General features: G+C 71.7%; 19 protein-coding genes and 2 pseudogenes. 6 read left to right on the forward strand and 15 right to left on the reverse strand.

Annotation, left to right across the window (positions count from 1 at the left end; genetic code table 11):
* Window positions 1-14: 14 nt before the first annotated feature.
* From C1729_RS08255 to C1729_RS15200, 3 genes are all read right to left on the reverse strand, one after another.
* Window positions 15-680: an NAD(P)H-dependent oxidoreductase gene (locus C1729_RS08255; RefSeq protein WP_102509520.1), complete on the reverse strand. Its 666-nt coding sequence runs from the start codon at window positions 678-680 to the stop codon at window positions 15-17.
* Window positions 680-1,171, reverse strand: coding sequence for a MarR family winged helix-turn-helix transcriptional regulator (locus C1729_RS08260; RefSeq protein ID WP_165375456.1), 492 nt, complete (start codon window positions 1,169-1,171; stop codon window positions 680-682). The genes C1729_RS08255 and C1729_RS08260 overlap by 1 nt, the downstream gene beginning before the upstream one ends.
* Window positions 1,172-1,459: 288 nt before the next feature.
* Window positions 1,460-1,591 carry a hypothetical protein gene (locus C1729_RS15200; RefSeq protein WP_277985808.1) on the reverse strand — a complete coding sequence of 44 codons (132 nt, stop codon included), beginning with the start codon at window positions 1,589-1,591 and terminating at the stop codon, window positions 1,460-1,462.
* Between the two features lie 208 nt (window positions 1,592-1,799).
* Between C1729_RS15200 and C1729_RS08265 the strand changes: the two genes are divergently transcribed.
* The 5 genes from C1729_RS08265 (at window position 1,800) to C1729_RS15355 (ending at window position 5,718) form a co-directional block, all read left to right on the forward strand.
* Window positions 1,800-2,264, forward strand: coding sequence for a tRNA (cytidine(34)-2'-O)-methyltransferase (locus C1729_RS08265; RefSeq protein WP_192278040.1), 465 nt, complete (start codon window positions 1,800-1,802; stop codon window positions 2,262-2,264).
* Entirely contained in the window at window positions 2,264-2,884 is a 621-nt protein-coding gene (locus tag C1729_RS08270) for a histidine phosphatase family protein (protein ID WP_102509522.1), read from the forward strand. Before C1729_RS08265 ends, C1729_RS08270 begins: the two co-directional genes overlap by 1 nt.
* A 339-nt stretch (window positions 2,885-3,223) precedes the next feature.
* Window positions 3,224-4,441, forward strand: a complete 1,218-nt coding sequence (locus C1729_RS08275) for a hypothetical protein (protein ID WP_129590704.1) — start codon at window positions 3,224-3,226, stop codon at window positions 4,439-4,441.
* A 103-nt stretch (window positions 4,442-4,544) separates the two neighbouring features.
* Window positions 4,545-4,976: a hypothetical protein gene (locus C1729_RS08280; RefSeq protein WP_102509524.1), complete on the forward strand. Its 432-nt coding sequence runs from the start codon at window positions 4,545-4,547 to the stop codon at window positions 4,974-4,976.
* An 88-nt stretch (window positions 4,977-5,064) separates the two neighbouring features.
* Window positions 5,065-5,718 carry a trypsin-like serine protease gene (locus tag C1729_RS15355; RefSeq protein ID WP_422917656.1) on the forward strand — a complete coding sequence of 218 codons (654 nt, stop codon included), beginning with the start codon at window positions 5,065-5,067 and terminating at the stop codon, window positions 5,716-5,718.
* A 4-nt stretch (window positions 5,719-5,722) separates the two neighbouring features.
* Here C1729_RS15355 and C1729_RS14970 read toward each other — a convergent pair whose 3' ends face one another.
* The 9 genes and pseudogenes from C1729_RS14970 to C1729_RS14605 all read right to left on the reverse strand — a co-directional run bounded on the left by C1729_RS14970 (window position 5,723) and on the right by C1729_RS14605 (window position 11,907).
* The gene (locus C1729_RS14970; protein WP_242493762.1) at window positions 5,723-6,169 is read right to left on the reverse strand and encodes a hypothetical protein; all 447 of its coding nucleotides are present in this window, start codon (window positions 6,167-6,169) and stop codon (window positions 5,723-5,725) included.
* Window positions 6,170-6,225: 56 nt separating this feature from the next.
* Window positions 6,226-6,612 (reverse strand): annotated as a pseudogene (locus tag C1729_RS15360) (VanZ family protein); the annotation flags it as partial.
* 22 nt (window positions 6,613-6,634) lie between these two features.
* Window positions 6,635-7,417 (reverse strand): SDR family NAD(P)-dependent oxidoreductase, encoded by a 783-nt coding sequence (locus C1729_RS08295; RefSeq protein ID WP_102509527.1) that lies wholly within the window; start codon window positions 7,415-7,417, stop codon window positions 6,635-6,637.
* Between the two features lie 594 nt (window positions 7,418-8,011).
* A pseudogene (locus C1729_RS08300) lies at window positions 8,012-8,284 on the reverse strand (sugar kinase); the annotation flags it as partial.
* Between the two features lie 176 nt (window positions 8,285-8,460).
* Window positions 8,461-9,981: a hypothetical protein gene (locus C1729_RS08305; protein WP_102509528.1), complete on the reverse strand. Its 1,521-nt coding sequence runs from the start codon at window positions 9,979-9,981 to the stop codon at window positions 8,461-8,463.
* Window positions 9,982-10,053: 72 nt separating this feature from the next.
* Window positions 10,054-10,428: an IclR family transcriptional regulator C-terminal domain-containing protein gene (locus tag C1729_RS14975; protein WP_242493763.1), complete on the reverse strand. Its 375-nt coding sequence runs from the start codon at window positions 10,426-10,428 to the stop codon at window positions 10,054-10,056.
* The gene (locus C1729_RS14980) at window positions 10,386-10,814 is read right to left on the reverse strand and encodes a helix-turn-helix domain-containing protein (RefSeq protein ID WP_242493764.1); all 429 of its coding nucleotides are present in this window, start codon (window positions 10,812-10,814) and stop codon (window positions 10,386-10,388) included. Before C1729_RS14980 ends, C1729_RS14975 begins: the two co-directional genes overlap by 43 nt.
* Window positions 10,815-11,124: 310 nt before the next feature.
* Window positions 11,125-11,517, reverse strand: coding sequence for a hypothetical protein (locus C1729_RS14985; protein WP_129590705.1), 393 nt, complete (start codon window positions 11,515-11,517; stop codon window positions 11,125-11,127).
* 246 nt (window positions 11,518-11,763) lie between these two features.
* Window positions 11,764-11,907, reverse strand: coding sequence for a hypothetical protein (locus C1729_RS14605; protein WP_165375458.1), 144 nt, complete (start codon window positions 11,905-11,907; stop codon window positions 11,764-11,766).
* Between the two features lie 255 nt (window positions 11,908-12,162).
* Here C1729_RS14605 and nhaA point away from each other — a divergent pair, with 255 nt between their 5' ends.
* On the forward strand, window positions 12,163-13,398 hold the full coding sequence (nhaA, locus tag C1729_RS08320) for a Na+/H+ antiporter NhaA (RefSeq protein WP_102509530.1): 1,236 nt from the start codon (window positions 12,163-12,165) through the stop codon (window positions 13,396-13,398).
* 190 nt (window positions 13,399-13,588) lie between these two features.
* Here the strand turns inward: nhaA and galK are convergent, their stop codons facing one another.
* Genes galK through C1729_RS08335 form a run of 3 tightly spaced genes read right to left on the reverse strand, consistent with a single transcriptional unit; the run spans window position 13,589 to window position 16,787 of the window.
* The gene (gene galK, locus C1729_RS08325; protein ID WP_102509531.1) at window positions 13,589-14,800 is read right to left on the reverse strand and encodes a galactokinase; all 1,212 of its coding nucleotides are present in this window, start codon (window positions 14,798-14,800) and stop codon (window positions 13,589-13,591) included.
* Window positions 14,797-15,999, reverse strand: a complete 1,203-nt coding sequence (galT, locus tag C1729_RS08330) for a galactose-1-phosphate uridylyltransferase (protein ID WP_102509532.1) — start codon at window positions 15,997-15,999, stop codon at window positions 14,797-14,799. Before galT ends, galK begins: the two co-directional genes overlap by 4 nt.
* The gene (locus tag C1729_RS08335; protein WP_102509533.1) at window positions 15,996-16,787 is read right to left on the reverse strand and encodes a DeoR/GlpR family DNA-binding transcription regulator; all 792 of its coding nucleotides are present in this window, start codon (window positions 16,785-16,787) and stop codon (window positions 15,996-15,998) included. Before C1729_RS08335 ends, galT begins: the two co-directional genes overlap by 4 nt.
* Window positions 16,788-16,851 lie beyond the last annotated feature (64 nt).

A 16,851-nucleotide genomic window follows, 5' to 3' on the forward strand; every position in this document is an offset into this window, starting at 1 on the left:
CCCCACGGCAGGTCTCACCAGCCGCTCCCGCTGATGTCGCCCGTGCGGACCGCTGACCTTCGCCCGGCCGCGGCAGGGCTCAGCCGCGCGTCGCGTCGGCCGCGCGCCTCGAGGCGCGCCAGCCATGCCGCCCGATGCTCGGGGGTCGACGTCTTGACGACGGTGAGCCGATCGACGCCGACAACCTTGACTCCGGTGTACCAGAACGTCGCGCGCGTCAGCTGGACGACGGCCGAGTCCCGGTAGACGAGCTGGTTCCACCAACGTGGGGAGTCCATCGTCATGACGACGCGTGCGGTGCGCCCGCGCAGCAGCTTCTCGGGCAGCCCCGTGCCCGTCGAGCGGAACGCGACCCCCGAGAGCACGACGCGGTCGAGCCACGCCTTGAGGACCGCAGGCTGCCCGCCCCACCACTGGGGGAAGAGGACGACGACGTGCTCGGCCGCGAGCAGCTCGTCGACGAGCGCGGCGACGACGGGCTCGAGGTGGTCAGTCGCGCCGTCCGGGGCGCGCAGGGCGGTGCGCGCGGGCGGGTCGTGCGGAAGGTCGGTCGTCGCAAGATCGCGCACGACGACGTCGCTCTCGCCCGCAGCGCGCAGCCCGCTGATGTAGGCGTCGGCGAGCGCGTGCGTGAACGAGCCGGGCACGGGGGTGCCGACGATGACGAGGGTGCGGGGCATCAGGACTCCTGGGGTGCGAGGGCGGCGAGGGCGTCGGTGAGGGCGGTGTGCAGCGCCTCGAGGTCGAGGCGACCGGCGAGCTCAACGGCGAGCCATTCTTCGAGGAGTGCCGTCGACGTCGCGACGACGGCAGCGCCCTCGTCGGTGAGCGCGAGCCGGACGCGTCGGGCGTGATGCGGGTCCGCGGACGTGCGGACGAGGCCCTGCGCGACGAGCCCGGGGACTCGCTTGGAGACGGCGGCCCGCGTGACGCCGAGGCACTCGGCGAGGGTCGTGAGGTCCGGCACCCAGCGTTCGGCAGGGCCGTCCGCGGGGTCGCCGAGGGCATGGGGGCGCTCGGCGTCGGCGAGGACGGAGAGGAAGGTGACGGTCGCGAGGTCGTAGTCGGCGCGGGCGCGGAGGAGCGCGTCCGAGGCAGCGTCGATCGCACCGACGAGGCGGTGGAGGGCGACGACGACGCGGCCGGACGGTGTCTGCGCAGGGGTGAGCACGCAGTGAGCGTGCACTGCCGGAGCCGTAGTGTCAACCGGTTGACAACATTGGACCGCATCCCGGACGCGGCACCCGTTCCACGTTGCCGTCTCCCTCGTGCGGCTCGTCGGCCTGGAGCACCGTCCGGCGGTGCCGGAGACCTCCGAGTCACCCCGCTCTCCCGACTCGTAGGCCCCCAGCACCATCCGACGGTGCTGCAGCCCTACGAGTCACCCCTACCTTCCGACTCGTAGGCCCCCAGCACCGTTCGACGGTGCTGGGGGCCTACGAGTCGGCGCAGCGGCGGATCAGACCGCGCCGCGCTCCGCGAGCTCGTCGATCGCCGCGAGCTCGTCGTTCGTGAAGGCGGGCGCCGCGGGCGCGCCGACATTGTCGTCGAGCTGCGCACCCGGGCTCGCCCCGATGATCGCGGCCGTCATGGCGGGGGGGGTCGGCGGCCCAGGACGACGTCGTCAGGCCCCCGACGATACCCCCGCCGGTCCCGGACACGTCGCCTCCCCTTCCCGACTTGTCGGTGCACAGCACAGTTCGACGGTGCTCCGGGCCTACGAGTGGGCAGGGAGTGAGCCTCAGAAGGGGCCGTCGCCNGAGGGAGGGAGCGTCGGGCCCGGCGTGGGACCATGGAGCGTGCCCGTCATCGCCTTCTTCGAGCCCCGCATCCCCCAGAACACCGGCAACGCGATCCGCCTCGCGGCCGTGACCGGCGCCGAGCTCCACCTCGTCGAACCCCTCGGCTTCGACCTCTCCGAGCCCAAGCTGCGCCGCGCCGGCCTCGACTACCACGACCTCGCGCTCGTCACAGTCCACCAGGACCTCGAGACCGCGATCGCCGCGTGGGGCGACGCCCGGATCCTCGCGTTCACGACGCACACGACCGACCGTTACAGCGACATCGCCTACCGCGACGACGACGTCCTCCTCTTCGGCCCCGAGCCGACGGGCCTGCCGCCCGAGGTCCTCGCACACCCGCGCATCAGCGCGCAGGTGCGCATCCCCATGCTGCCGCAGCGCCGGTCGCTCAACATCACGAGCTCCGCGTCGATCGCAATCTACGAGGCGTGGCGTCAGCTCGGCTTCCCGGGAGGCGAGTGATGACGACGCTCCTGCTCGTCCGCCACGGCCAGACCGTGTGGCACGAGGGCCCGCGCTACGCGGGCTCGTCGGACGTCGGGCTCACGGACCTCGCGCGCGCCCAGGCGCAGCAGCTCGCGGCGTGGGCGCCGTCGGCGAAACTCGACGCGATCGTGTCCTCCCAGCTCACGCGCGCCGTCGAGACCGCACGGCCCGCAGCCGACGCGTGCGGGCTCGACCTGCGCATCGACGCGCGCCTCGCGGAGGTCGACTTCGGCGTCGCCGAGGGACGCACACGCGCCGACATGGAGGTCGACATGCCGGCCGAGCTCGCCGCGCACCTCGCCGACCCCATGCAGCGCCCGTTCCCGGGCGGCGAGACCGGCCTCGAGGTCGTCGGGCGCGCGGCCGCCGCGTTCCGCGACGTCTGCGCGGCGCACCCCGACGGGCGCGTCCTCGTCGTCGGGCACTCGATGACGACGCGCCTCGTCCTGTGCGTCCTCCTCGGCATCGACCCCACGACGTTCCGGACGGTCATGCCGTACCTCGGCAACGGCACCGTGACGACGCTCGACCTGGCCGACGACGGCACCGCAGCGCTGCACGGCTACAACGTGCCTCTGGGCCCGCTGCCGGTCTAGGAACGCCACACTGCGCAACGACCGGCGATTGGTCACGTCAGCATCGCAGCCCGATCGCGCACATCCGATCATGCAGGTGCGCACGGAGGTCTGAGGCCCGCGCGTCCAAGAAGACGCGAGTCGCCGAGTGACGGTTTGCGAATCTCTAGCAGTGTCGAGGGCTGACCACACGATGCGGCGTGACTGTCATCGCACCCTGGCACCGCAGCCATCCACGAGTCCCTGACCTGCATCAACGAATGTCTGATCCGTCCTGGACACCCATCTCTCCTACCGCTACGGTTCTATCGGTTCTATCGGTTCTATCGGTTCTATCGGCAATCGAACGAATGGATGACGATGAGAAGATCCACGACGCTGCTTGCCCTGTCCGCAGCATTTGCCCTCGCAACACTCACCGTGACACCCGCGACCGCCCATGATGCCGTGGGATCCGAGGTAAACCTCGAACAGTTCGTCCCGACGATCGAAGACTCGCGCGAGCTCACTTCAGAGCCATTAGTCGAAGGATCCGTACTGTCACCGGAAGGCGAAGCTCTTGGGGGCACCGTCGTGACACTCGAGGCCTGGCCGTCGGGTCGGGAACTGCGAGACCTCAAGGTCGGCGAACAGATCGAGGTCGCGACGATCGCCAAGACCGCTACGGCCTTGGACGGCTCGTTCGAGTTGCGCGCGGAGGACCTCGACCTTCTCAAGCGCTATGAGGACGATGGCGAGATCGATCTCAGCGTCGTCGTCCACGGCGATCGGGGCAACGAGACCTTCAACCTCTCCGCCACGACCGACTTTGTGAACGGCGAGGTGGCCATCGAGGACGACAACATGACGGAACCGCTGACGATGCAGATCGAAGAGCCTGCCTCCGTCGAGTCGCTGCTTGCCCGGGACAGGGAGCTGCAGACCAAGATCTGCGGCTGGCGCAAACACTCCGATCTGCGCAACAGGGTGACGACCATCGCTCAGGTCTATTCGACGACGTCGAAGGTCACGACTAAGGTCGAATACTCGAAGGGGTCTTCAAGCTCGCTGGGCGCGGCCGTCAACATCGGAACCAGCGCAGTGAGTTTCACGTCATCCGGATCGGTCAGCACCTCATACGACTCCTCCACAGGGTACAACGACAGACGGGGAGTTCACGCGACCTCGTATCGAAAGTACGCTCAGTACACCAAGTTCCGCGAGTATTGCGCTCTTCATCCCCTTGCTGGAGGCTCACCGACAGGAGCGCCCGTACCCACGAGCAACTACCAGGTGCGACCGGTGGACCTTACCGACACTTTCTCTGTCGCCCTTGCGACGAGCAGCACGCCCAACGCTCCATACTGCTCACTCACGGAGACCTTCTACGAGGCCAGCACGGGCACAGCGGTAACGTTCTCCAACGGTGTAGCGCTCAAGACTGCCATCGGTGTTGATCTATCTGCAAAGTCCGGATATAGCAACGGCATCAAGATCCGATTTGACCGCACGAGTGGAAGCTCGTTCAAGGTGTGTGGCACGGCGGGAAAGCCTGACGCAAAGGGAACCTACTTTGGCCTTCTCGTTGCAAAGGCATAGCGCACGAGTAGCGGCCTCTCTGATCGCGATATTCGCTCTCGGATCATGCGCAGAGAACGGGGCAGGCCCGCTCGCGACAGGCGACGGCAGTTACGTCGTTGGCGTGCAAGACCCCGGCGACGGACGCCACCCTAGCCTCGGGACGATCACCCTCACCAACACGAGTTCCACCGACGAAGTCGTTCTCAAAGAGGTCCGTCTCATCGGCTCCGACGGCATTCGTGTCGGAAACACCTATCTCGTTCCGGCCCTCGAATTTGTCGACTTTGGCGGCGGATTCTCTCTCCCTCCAAAGCCTGAGGGATTTCCCTACGATTCCCAGAACGAGCAGTGGGCGGCGCGCACCGACTTTGTGGATGCCATCCTCCTGCCCGGCGAGGAGGCGAACCTTCTCTTCGACATCCGCTTCGATCGCCCCTGTGCGGGGTCATCCAAAGGCGTTGAGGTGCACTACAAGGTCGGTTCGAGAAGACTTGTAACGTCGAGCAACGCAGGGATGGAGCGCGTTCTTCGTGACGATGAGGACTGCTCGTAGGCCCGCATCCGCGGCGGTGCTGGCTGTGTTGATCGCAGCCGGCACCGCCGCAGAGCCGCTGCCCGAGCGGTTCCCAACACCACACGCGATGGTCATCATTACTCGGTGGTTCTCTGAACACGAGAGTCCATTCTTCAAGGTGGTCTGTGCCGGGGTTGTCAACGATATCGGCGAGATCACCACGGCCGCCCACTGCCTTCCCAGCGACGACGTCAGTAACCTCGTCGTCTTGCCGGGAACGTCGAACACGTGCCAACCGGTGAGTCTCACGGACCGGAGGTCGGTCGCCTCGCTCAAGCATGTCGACCGGCGCGCAGACGTCGCGGTACTAGCCGTGCCTGGTGCCATACCGCCCGCGCGTCCTTCCGCTCATGCCGGCCCGCCAGCTCTCGTCGCCTTCGGACTCGGCACCGGACCGCACGGAACGCGCAGGTGCAGCGCACGACCCGTGCGGCTCACGCAATCGGACCCGACAACGTGCGCGAGCCTCAGGTCAGACCTCGGACTACCTTCGAGTCTGCTGTGCGCCACCGCTGCCGACGGGGAAGAGTTCAACACGTGCAGCGGCGACAGCGGCGGCCCCGTCTACAGCTACTCGCCAGGGCGGCCACCCACGCTCGTGGGCGTGACGTCGTCCGGCGTCGGGTGCGAAGCAGACTCCGTCGGCTTCATCGCCGCCCTCGTAGGTCCAAACGACGGTGCTCCTCCTGCGGTCACGGCGTCGTGGCCGACCACAGACTGAACTGCTACGGGCCAGCAGAGGTACGGTCGAGCGCCCGCGCGTCGACGTACGACACCCCACCGACCACGCCCGAACACCCGCTTCTGTCGGCCGTCACGAGCACGGCCAGGACGGACACGATCGCTAAGAACGACGCGACCGCCCCGAGAGGAGCCGAGTCGAGCCAGCCGGGCACTTGGGCGTCGTCTGGTAGGGTCTCAAGCGTCACCGCGAGCACCCACAGCCCGCCAGGGGCGAGCGCACGCAGCGCGCGCCGCAACAGCAAGGGCCGCGCACCGGCCCGCACGGGGACGAGCCACAGCGCCCGCTGCCCGAGCGACGCGCCCGAGCCCAGCACGGGCAGCACGACGACGAGGACGAACGGCGCCGCCGACCCAAGCACCCACTCGCCCCACGTGACGTCACCGAGCTCACGCCCCGTGGCCGCGAGGCCGAGCCGCCACGCGACCACAGCCCGACGAACGCGCCGACCGTGTTCGGGAGCAGATCGTCGACGTCGCCGACCCGGTACGAGCAGCCGACGAGCCCGAAGACGCCCGTGTACTGCGTCGTCTCGATCGCTAGAGAGGCGAGGAGACCCGAGAGCGTCGCCGTGACGGTCCCCCGACCGAGGAACCTGCGCCACAGCACGCCCCACGGGACGAACAGCACGACGTTGAGGACGACCCGCAGCACCGTCGGGTGCAAGAGCGTGGCCCGTCGTCCGAGCCCCGCCGTGTCGCGTCGGACGTCGTCGACGAACTGGAAGAGCTGCGTCTGCGCACCGTCGACGCCGTGCGCCGCGCACCACGCGGCCAGGTCGCCCGACGGGATCGGCAGCAGCGTGTACGCGGCGAGGACCGCGACTCGTAGGTCGTGAGCACCGTCGAACGGTGCTCGGGGCCGACGTGTCAGGAGCGGTCGAGCCGCGGCCGGCCTAGAACCAGGCGCCGCCGTTAACGTGGGTCATCGTGCCCGTGACGAACGACGCCGCGGGTGAGACGAGCCAGCGGACCGCCGCTGCGACGTCGTCGGGGTAACCCGCGCGGCCGAGCGGGATGCTCTCGACCGTCGCTGCGCGCTTGGCGGGCGTCGAGAACGTCTCGTGGAACGGCGTGTCGGTGATGTACCCGGGCGCGACGAGGTTGACCGTCGTGCCGCGCGGCGCGAGCTCGCGCGCGAGCCCGCGCGTGAGGCCCTCGAGCGCGGTCTTCGACGCCGCGTAGGCGGCCGAGCCCGTCGATCCGCCGGTCTCCCCGGCGATCGAGCCAAGCATCACGATGCGTCCACCGTCGGGCATCGTCGCCATGACCTCGCGCGTCACGAGGAACGCCGAGGTGACGTTGACGTCCATGACGGCCCGCCAGTGGTCGAGGCTCATCTCCCCGATCGCCACCCGCCCGACGAGGCCGCCCGCGTTGTTGACGAGCGTGTCGACGGGCCCGCCGAGGGCGTCGGCCGCCCGGGCGACGACGTCGCGCACCTTGTGCTCGTCGGTCGCGTCGAGCGCGAACGCCGCGGACCGTCGGCCGAGCGCCCGGATCTCGTCGGCGACGGACTCGCCGTCGTGCGTCCGGAACGTCACGGCGACATCCGCGCCCGCACGGGCGAGCGCGAGCGCGACGGTCCGGCCGATGCCGGTTCCGCCGCCGGTGACGAGCACGCGACGCCCGTCGAGATCGAAAGAGAGCTGGCCGTCGGATCCTGGCGTCGAGGTCATGCCTCACGCTACCGCCGCACCCCGCNACGGCATACGAGTTGTAGTACGGGCTCGTGGGCTCGGAGATGGGTATAGGAGACAGGCCCAAGAATCCGCGCAGATGGTCGCTGGTAGTGACCATCTGCGCGGATTTTTGGGTGGTGTGGGGCGCGCGCACCCGCCACCGGTAGACGAATCCGCGCGATTGGTCACTGGGAATCGCCAATCGCGCGGATTCTTCGGCGAGGGGAACGGCGCTGCGTGGCCCGGCGCAGAGCGCAGAGCGCGGCACAACCGCGCGAGGCCGCGGACGACGACGGCGCCCCCCGCGCGTACTCGGGGGGCGCCGTCCGGGGCCGACGGTCTCGGGTCCGTCGGCCACAGGAGGGGCCGTGTCAGCGGCCCGACGTTCCGGCCTCGCCGTGACCACCTCGGCGAGGCCGTCCCTCCCGCCGGGTGCGCGCCCTGCGAGAGGTTGTCCTGCCGGTCGGGAGACCTCCGGCGGCAGGGAGCCGTCCCGGGAATCCGCGCAGATGGCTAGTGGGAGCGACCATCTGCGCGGAATCCCGGGGTAGGGGGTGGGGAGGGGACGGGTCAGCGGTCGGCGCGGGCCGAGCCGCGCTCGGTGAAGTTCAGACCGTTGCGGACGGTGCGGCCGATTCCGTCGAAGTCGCGCCACTGGATGAACTGGGTGTCGACACCGCCCTGGAGGATGAGGTCCTCGACGAGGCGGCCGACCTCATTGTCCGCGAGCGCGGTGACGACCGCGGTGCGGAGGCCGAACGCGCGGCGCAGGCCACGGGTGACGTTGTACTCGCCGCCGCCTTCCCAGGCGGCGAACTGGCGGGTCGTGCGGATGCGGCCGGCGCCCGGGTCGAGGCGGAGCATGTGTCGAGAACCTGCAGTGGCGTGGGGGAGGTCATGTCCCGTCCTCCCGGCAACGGCGTCGCTGCCATTTCGCTCTCCGAAGCGAATATGTCGCTGAAGGAAACGAGGGTGACATGGGACGACCCCGGGGGGCAAGCCCTCCCTGGGTCGTCCACGTCACGCCGCCGCGCGGCAGCTCAGGCCTTCGGCGCCACCAGACGCCCGACGGTCGTGAGCGCACCGCCCGAGAAGTCATCCTCGAAGAGATCCTCACCCTCCGGGTCGACGTCGTCCTCCTCGACGATCTCGACATCACCCTCGGTCACCGACGCGTCGTCGGACGCGTCGTCGGACGCCTCCTCGGACCCGCCGTCGCTCCCGCCGGCCTCCCCCTCGGTGGCCTCCGGCTCGGAGCCGTCGTCGTCGCCGCCCTCGCCCAGGTCCTCGAGGTCCTCGTCCTCGAGCCCGTCCTCGCCGAGCGGCGCCAGGTCGACCGGCCCGCCGAACGCCACGACGCCCGGACGCACGACGAGCAACTGCGACTCCGACTCGCCGAGCGAGAAGACCTTGCCCGACGGACGGTGGACGACGAGCTGCTGCCCGAGCGCGGTGTCGAGGTCACCGACCCACACGGCCGCCCACTCCGTCGTCATCCCGACGACCTGGAGGTCCGCGACGCCGTCGCCCACGAGCACGATGTCCCGCTCCCCGCCGCGCAGCACCACCTTCGAGGCGACGCCACCGTCCTCCGAGTACGTCTCGACGGCACCGCCCGCACCGCAACGCAGCGACACCTCCTCGCCGTCCCCGAGAGCGAGCGGCGCGAGAACCGCCCCGAGCGCACCCTCCGCCGTCACGGTGCGCCGCTCGGCCGTCGCGTCCGTCGTCACCTGCGCCGTGATCGGCGAGCCGTCGAGGCAGTCGTCGCGCACGAGCGCACCCGCCTCGGCGGCGACGGTGACGACGCCGCCGCTCGCGTCGAGCGGACGCGCGAAGACGGACGACGTCACGGGGTCGCCCTCGTCGAGCGGCAGCTCGTCACCGTCGAGCAGCTCGTCCGCATCCGTCGCGTCGTCGCCCGACTCCCCCTCGTCAGTGCCCGTGCCGCCGCCGGCGGCACCGTCGGCATCTTCGACCGGGAGTGCCCCCTCCCACACGGCGAGGTCACCCGCGATGAGCACGCGGCTGCCCGTCGTCCCGGGCGCGAAACCGCCCTCGCTCGTGCCGTCGGCGAGGACGTACGTCTTCTGGGACTCACGGTCGAGCGCGAAGACGAACGGGATCGCGTCCTCGGGCGTCACGCCCGCGTCGCTCTCGACGGACCACGTCACCCACCGCTCGGTGACGTCGCCGGGCATGACGTAGGTGCCCTCGGCGACGTCAGCGGTGACGACCCAGTCGACCTCGCCCGTCGTCGGGTCGAGGACCCCCACCGAGTCGTCGACGATGCCGTCGCTCGAGCCAGGCACGAGGATCGCACCGTCGTCGAGCATCGCCGTTGAGTAACCGGTGTCGAGGTTCTTGCCGAGCACCTCGAGGATGCCGGACTCGAGCGCGTCGGGGAACGCCCCGCCGACGACGTCGATCGTCAGCGGCTCGGGCGCCTCCTCGCTCTTCGTGCAGCCTGCGAGCGCGAGCGCGCCGACGGGCGCGGCAGCTCCGAGCGCGAGCAGCCGCGTGCGGCGGGTAGGGCCGGTGGGGCGGGGGGCGACGGGCATGGAGGCTCCTCGTCGAGGCGGCGGCGGAATGCGCCGAACATACCAGCCGCGCCTGGGAGCGCCAGCGGACGCTCAGCCCGCCAGCGCGATCCCCGCGGGCAGGAGCGGGGGAAGCACCCGGGTCATCTCGCCGAATCGCTCAGCCGCGCGCGCCGCGCCCATGCGTGCAGCGGGGGCGGTGACGCTCACGGCCCCGACGGGCGCGCCCGCGCGGACGAGCGCAACGGCGACGCACGCGATGTCCGGCTCGTTCTCGCGGTCCTCGACCGCGTAGCCGCGGCTGCGCGCCGCCCGCACCTCGCGCCACGCGCGCTCGGCGATGTCCTCGTGCCCGACGGTGTACGCACCGAACGCTCCCCGGTCGACGCCGCGGGCCGCGAGCAGCGCGCGGCCGAGCGCGGTCGTCACCGCGGGGTTGCGGCGGCCGATCGCGGAGACGACGCGCACCGACCGCTCGGGCTCAACCTTGTCGAGATAGACGATGCTCGTGCCGACGAGCACGCGAGGTGGACGAGCTCGCCCGCGGCGCGCGACAGCGCGAGCAGCGCGGGATGGAGGAGGCCCGGCAGGTTGTCCTCACGGAGGAAGGCGTCGCCGAGGCCGACGGCCGCGGCGCCGAGCGCGTAGGTGCCCGACGACGGGTCCTGGTCGGCGAAGCCGCGGTGGCGCAGCGCGGCGAGGGCCCGGTGGAGGGTCGTCTTGTTGAGGCCGGTGGTCGCGGCGAGCTCGGCGACGGACAGGCCGCCCGGCCCGGCGCTCGCGAGGGTCTCAAGGAGGACGAGCGCGCGGTCGATCGCCTCGACGGGCGGGGCCGTCGCGGTGGGGTCCGGCACGGGTGCCTCCTGGGACGGGCGTCGGCGCGGTGCCCGGAGCGGGCGCCCCCACGATACGCGGGGACACCCGTGGGGGGTCAGTGGTCCGGGCCGAACGTCTGTCGTGGCGCGAGGTCGTCGACGTCGGGGTTGATGGTCGTCGCGGGGCGGCGCCCGTGGCGGCGAGCGCGGCGGGGTCGATGCCGTCGAAGCCGGCGCCGAAGCGGGCGAGGCGCTTGAGGCGGGGGCTTGCCGCGAGATAGCGCTCGTCGGACGAGATAGCGCGCCACACCCGCTATCTCGTCCCGGAGTCGCTATCTCGCGAGAGGGGTCAGCGGCTCGTGAGCCGCGCGTACGCCTCGCCGAGGGTCTCCGACGTGTACGTCGAGCGGGCCTCCTGGAGGCCGACGCGCACGGCCGGGCACGCGCCGCGGTCCGCGCTGTAGACGTCGATCGACTCGGGGCTGTGCTCGGTGACGGGCAGCGGCTCCTTGAGCGCGGCGGGCGCCTGCGGGCGCAGCGCGACGACCTCGGCGAGGTCGGGGTCGGCGTCGACGAGCTCGACGAGGACGTTGCGCGGGACGGCGTCGTTCTCCGCGAGCACGCGGCGGACGAGCGCCGAGCGGTCGTGCGCGAGCTCGGCGTAGACGCGCGCGTCGAGGTCGGGCGCGGCAGCGAGAGCGATGCGGTCATCGAGCAGGCCGGAGGTCGTCCGGCGTTTCATCGTCGTGAGGTCCACACCTCCACACCATCACCCGGACGGGTCAGATGCATGGGACCTCCGGGCACGGTCGCGTCGTGGCGCTCGGCATGACGCAGGGCTCCACGACCGTCGTCGTGGAGCCCTGCGCGCACCGGCCCCTGAGCCCCAGGATGACCGGCGCCCTACCCCCGAGATAGCGTCCCGCGGACGAGATAGCGCACATCTCGCGCTATCTCGTCCCGGGAGCGCTATCTCGCGGAACTGGGGTTAGCGGGCCAGCCAGCCGCCGTCGACCGCGCGCGTCTGGCCGTGGACGTAGTCCGACGCCACGTCCGCGGCCTGACGCCTGGGGGCGGTCGCCTGGCGCTGGTCGCCTGGCGTCAGGCCGCCGGTCGCTCGGCGCGGGGGCACCCGCAAGATTGTGCGCTACCCGCAAGTCTGAACTTGCGGGTAGCGCACAAACTTGCGTGCAGCTGCGCAGCGGCCGACGCGTCCGGGCCTCACCGCGCCGGGCCGCCGTGACGTGCCTCACGTGGCCGCGACGAGTTGGTTCTCGCGTGCGCCTGCGCGCGATAGCGGACGGCCGCCGACGATGCAACACGCTGCGCCCCGAACGCGCGAGATAACGTAGAACTCGGCCCCCTTCCCCGTCGTCCGAGGACCCTCATGACCGACCACCGCCCCGTCGTGCTCGACGAGCCGAGCCCCGGCTCGAGCCGCAACCTCGCCGACACCCTGCGCAGCGAACGGACCGGCGCGATCCTCCTGCTCGTCGGCGCGGTCATCGCGCTCGCCTGGGCGAACTCGCCGTGGAAGGACACCTACGCGTCGCTGTCGTCGCTCACGGTCGGACCCGCGGCCCTCCACCTCGACCTCACGCTCGCCCAGTGGGCGACCGACGGGCTCCTCGCGATCTTCTTCCTCGTCGTCGGCCTCGAGCTCAAGCGCGAGATCGTCGACGGCCAGCTCCGCAAGCCCTCGACCGCGATCGTCCCGATCCTCGCGGCTGTCGGCGGCATGGCCGTCCCCGCGCTCGTGTACGTGCTCGCGAACCTCCAGCCGGGCGGCGAGGCCCACGGCTGGGCGATCCCCGCCGCGACCGACATCGCGTTCGCGGTCGCGATCCTCACGGTGTGCGGGCGCGGGCTGCCGTCCGCGCTGCGCGTCTTCCTTCTCACCCTCGCGGTCGTCGACGACCTCCTCGGGATCATCGTCATCGCGCTCTTCTACTCCGACGGCCTCGACCTGCTCGTCCTCGGCCTCGCGCTGCTCGCGGTCGGTGTCTTCGCGGTCGTCGTCAGGCGTCCTGCGCTCGCACGCTGGTGGGTCCTGCTACCGCTCGGCGTGCTCGCGTGGGGCCTCATGCACGCGTCCGGCGTCCACGCGACGATCGCTGGCGTGCTCCTGGGCCTCACCGTCCCGGCGCTGCCCCGTGCGGGCGAGCACGAGGCGCTCGCGGAGAGGTACGAGCACCTGTGGCGGCCGGTCTCTGCAGGGTTCGCCGTGCCGGTGTTCGCGCTCTTCGCGGCCGGTGTCGCGCTCGACCCCGCGGCGATCTCCGCGGCCGCCTCGACGCCCGCCGCGCAGGGCGTGTTCCTCGGGCTCGTCGTCGGCAAGCCGCTCGGCATCGTCGTCGCGACGTGGCTGCTCGTTACCCTCACGAAGGCGCGGCTCGACGCGTCGCTCGGCTGGGGCGACGTCATCGCGGTGTCGTTCGTCGGGGGCATCGGCTTCACCGTCGCCCTCCTCATCGCGGCCCTGTCGTTCCCGGCCGGCTCGCCGTCGACGGACGCGGCGAAGGCTGCGGTGCTCGTCGGGTCGCTCACGGCGGCCGCGATCGGTGGCTTGCTGCTGTCCCTCCGCAGCCGCGCGCACGCCCGCCGCGCGGCCCCGACGGCATAGCCGCGACCCACCCGCCCTCGCAGGTGCGCGCACCCGCGCACCCGCGAGTTTGTGCGCTACCCGCGAGTCTGAACTTGCGGGTAGCGCACAAACTCGCGGGTAGGCGGCGGGGCGCGGACCAGTCAGCAGACCAGCAGCCCAGCCGGCCGGCCCGTCAGCCCGCCGGTCAGCAGGCCGGTCAGCAGGCCGGTCAGCCCGCCGGGGACGACGGCGGCGCTGCGAGGAACGCCGGTGCCGCGAAACCGCGCAGCTCGAACGCGTCGGCAATCGCCTGCGCGACCTTCGCACGCTCATCCGCGCGCAGCAGGACGATCGCCGAGCCGCCGAACCCGCCGCCCGTCATCCGCGCACCGAGCGCTCCGGCTGCGAGCGCCGCGTCGACAACCGTGTCGAGCTCGGGGACGGTCACCTCGAAGTCGTCGCGCAACGAGACGTGCGACGCGGTCATGAGCGGGCCGAGCGCCGCGACGTCGCCCGCGTCGAGCACCGCGACGGACTGGCGCACGCGTTCGATCTCCGTGACGCAGTGCCGCGTGCGACGCCGGATGACCGGATCGTCGAGGCGCGCCAGTGCCTCGTCAAGTCCGTCGAGGGGAACGGCCCGCAGGTCGGGCACGCCGAGCGCGTCGGCCGCCGACTCGACCGCCGCACGGCGTGCCGAGTACTCGCCGTCGACGTGCGAGTGCGGTGCGTGCGTGTCGACGACCAGCACGTCGAGCCCGACGGCGAGCGGGTCGAACGCGACGGGGCGCACGGAGCCGTCCCGGCAGTCGAGAAGGATCGCCGAGCCCTCGACGCAGCGCAGGGACGACGCCTGGTCGAGCCCGCCCGTGTTCGCGCCGGCGATTTCGTTCTCCGCCCGCACACACGCGTCGGCCAGGACAGCGCGCGCGGCGTCGTCGAGCGCGGCGACGCCCGGGCCGGCACCCAGGTCGAGGTCGAACGCGTCGACGAGCGCGACGGCCGTCGCTGCTTCGAGCGCCGCCGAGCTCGAGAGGCCCGCGCCGAACGGCACGCACGAGTCGACGGCGGCGTCAAAGCCTCCGACGGTGTGCCCGGCCTCACGCAGTGCCCAGGCGACGCCCGCGACGTAGACGCCCCAGCCCTCGACGGCGCCTGGGGCGACGTCGTCGAGGTGGGCGGTCCACTGCTCGTCGGTCTGCGCGGACACGAGCCGCACGACGTCGTCGTCCCGGCGGTGTAGCGCGACGAACGTCCGGTGCGGGAGCGCCGTCGGGAGGCAGAGCCCGCCGGTGTAGTCGACGTGCTCGCCGATGACGTTGACGCGGCCGGGCGCCGAGCGCACGGCGTCGGGGCGGACGCCGAGGCGCTCGTGGAGGAGCGCGGCGACGCGAGCGTCACCCTCCTCGCGCGTCCACGAGGTGAGGTCGTCGAGGCTCATCGGTGGTCCCCCGGGTTCTCGAGGCCTGCGGGGACGTACGCCGTGGCGACCTCGCGCAGGCGGTCGGCGACCTTCTCGGGCGTGGTGTCGGAGATCCACGCGGCCATGCCGGACTCGGATCCTGCGAGGTACTTGAGCTTGCCGGGGGCGCGGCGGATCGAGAAGAGCTGCAGGTGCAGGCGCAGGTCGTCACGACCCTCGCCGACGGGGGCCTGGTGCCAGCCGGCGATGTACGGCAGGCGGGTCGGCGAGCCGTCGGAGTCGGGGAAGAACATGTCGCAGCGCGTGAGGATCTCGAGGTAGAAGCCTGCGATGTCGTCCTTCTCGGCGTCGGTGAGGGCCGCGAGGTCGGGGATGGGGCGGCTCGTGTCGAGCGGCGCGACGTGGATCTCGACGGGCCAGCGGCCGGCCGCGGGCACGTACGCGACCCAGTGCTCGGACTGCGCGATGACGCGACGGCCCGAGCGGAGCTCGGCCGTCATGACGTCGGCGAGGAGGTTGCCGCCCGTCGCGGCGCGGTGCTCGCGCGCGCGGTCGAGCATGACGCTCGTGCGCGGGGTGAGGTACGGGTAGGCGTAGATCTGGCCGTGCGGGTGGTGGAGGGTCACGCCGATCTCCTCGCCACGGTTCTCGAACGGGAAGACCTGCTTCACGCCCTCGAGCTGGGAGAGCTCGGCGGTGCGCGACGCCCACGCCTCGATGATGGTGCGCATGCGGTGCAAGCCCACCTCGCGCAGGGAGCGCGTCGAGTCCGGCGAGAAGCAGATGACCTCGCACCGTCCGTCGGCGGGGCGGACCTCCCAGAGGGGCTCGCCCTCGAGGTCGCCCGGCCCGGGGGTGCCCTCGACGCGTGCGAGCGACGGGAAGCGGTTCTCGAAGACGACGACGTCGTAGTCGGTGTCGGGGATCTCGCCGTCGGAGTATGCGGCGCCCGGGCGCGCGGGGGCGAGCGGGTTCGCGTCGGCGGGCGGCAGGAACGTGCGGTTCATGCGGTGGGTCGCCATGGGGATCCAGTCGCCGGTGAGCGGGTCGCGGCGCATCTGGGGGCCTTGCGCGCCGTCGGCGAACTGCGGGGGCAGGGGCCGCGGGTCGTCGAGGCGACGTGTCGCGCCGCCCGAGACGTACGGCTCGGAGTCGTCGAAGTAGAAGAGCTCGCGGCCGTCGGCGAGGTGGGTGGCGGTGATCCTGACGTGGGTCATCGGGCTTCCTTGGTGGTGGAGACGAGCGTGAGGTGGACGCCTGCGTCGTGGACGGCGGCGCGGGCGGTGTCGGGGAGGGCGTCGTCGGTGACGAGGACGTCGATGTCGTCGAGGCTGCCGAAGCGTCCGAGGCCGACGGCCCCCCAGGACGAGGAGTCGGTGACGACGACGACGCGGCCGGCGGCCCGCACGAGCGCGCGGTTGGTCTCGGCCTCGAGGAGGTTCGGGGTGGTGAGGCCGGCGTCGGCGTCGAGGCCGTGGACGCCGAGAAGGAGGACGTCGACGCGCAGCGTCGCGAGGGCTGCGACGGCGAGGGGGCCGACGAGCGCGCGCGACGGGGTGAGGCTGCCGCCGGTGAGGACGACCTCGGGGCGGTCGCCGGGGGCGCTGCCGAAGGCCTCGGCGACGGGCGCGGAGTTCGTGACGACGGTGAGGTCGGAGCGGCCGCGGGCGGCGAGTTCGAGCGCGCACAGGTGGGTGGTCGTGCCGGCGGAGAGGGCGACGGACGCGCCGGGGCCGACGAGGTCGGCGGCGGCACGTGCGATCGCGGTCTTGGCTTCGCGGGCGAGCTCGGTCTTCGCGGTGAAGGTGGGCTCGAGCGCGGTGGGCCGGGCGGGGACGGCGCCGCCGTGGACGCGGCGGAGGAGGCCGGCCTCGGCGAGTGCGGCGATGTCGCGGCGGACGGTCATCTCGGAGACGTCGAGCTCGGCGGCGACGTCGACGACGCGGACGGCGCCGTCGGCGGCCGCGCGGGCGAGGAGGTGCTCCTGCCTCTGGTGCGCAAGCATGACCTCAGAATCTCACAAAGCCGAACACGAAACAACACCCGGGCGGTTGGGCGCACCCGAGCCG

The organism is Sanguibacter massiliensis (assembly GCF_900240335.1).
GTDB classification, from domain to species: domain Bacteria; phylum Actinomycetota; class Actinomycetes; order Actinomycetales; family Cellulomonadaceae; genus Flavimobilis; species Flavimobilis massiliensis.

What these genes read in the sequence shown, in the direction of transcription:
- C1729_RS08305 (WP_102509528.1), bottom strand. Translation starts at nt 9,981, where the DNA reads ATGCCCGTCGCCCCCCGCCCCACCGGCCCTACCCGCCGCACGCGGCTG.
- C1729_RS08275 (WP_129590704.1), top strand. Translation starts at nt 3,224, where the DNA reads ATGAGAAGATCCACGACGCTGCTTGCCCTGTCCGCAGCATTTGCCCTC.
- C1729_RS15355 (WP_422917656.1), top strand. Translation starts at nt 5,065, where the DNA reads ATGGTCATCATTACTCGGTGGTTCTCTGAACACGAGAGTCCATTCTTC.
- galT (WP_102509532.1), bottom strand. Translation starts at nt 15,999, where the DNA reads ATGACCCACGTCAGGATCACCGCCACCCACCTCGCCGACGGCCGCGAG.
- galK (WP_102509531.1), bottom strand. Translation starts at nt 14,800, where the DNA reads ATGAGCCTCGACGACCTCACCTCGTGGACGCGCGAGGAGGGTGACGCT.
- C1729_RS08335 (WP_102509533.1), bottom strand. Translation starts at nt 16,787, where the DNA reads ATGCTTGCGCACCAGAGGCAGGAGCACCTCCTCGCCCGCGCGGCCGCC.
- C1729_RS14985 (WP_129590705.1), bottom strand. Translation starts at nt 11,517, where the DNA reads ATGAAACGCCGGACGACCTCCGGCCTGCTCGATGACCGCATCGCTCTC.
- C1729_RS08270 (WP_102509522.1), top strand. Translation starts at nt 2,264, where the DNA reads ATGACGACGCTCCTGCTCGTCCGCCACGGCCAGACCGTGTGGCACGAG.
- C1729_RS15200 (WP_277985808.1), bottom strand. Translation starts at nt 1,591, where the DNA reads ATGACGGCCGCGATCATCGGGGCGAGCCCGGGTGCGCAGCTCGACGAC.
- C1729_RS08255 (WP_102509520.1), bottom strand. Translation starts at nt 680, where the DNA reads ATGCCCCGCACCCTCGTCATCGTCGGCACCCCCGTGCCCGGCTCGTTC.
- C1729_RS08295 (WP_102509527.1), bottom strand. Translation starts at nt 7,417, where the DNA reads ATGACCTCGACGCCAGGATCCGACGGCCAGCTCTCTTTCGATCTCGAC.
- nhaA (WP_102509530.1), top strand. Translation starts at nt 12,163, where the DNA reads ATGACCGACCACCGCCCCGTCGTGCTCGACGAGCCGAGCCCCGGCTCG.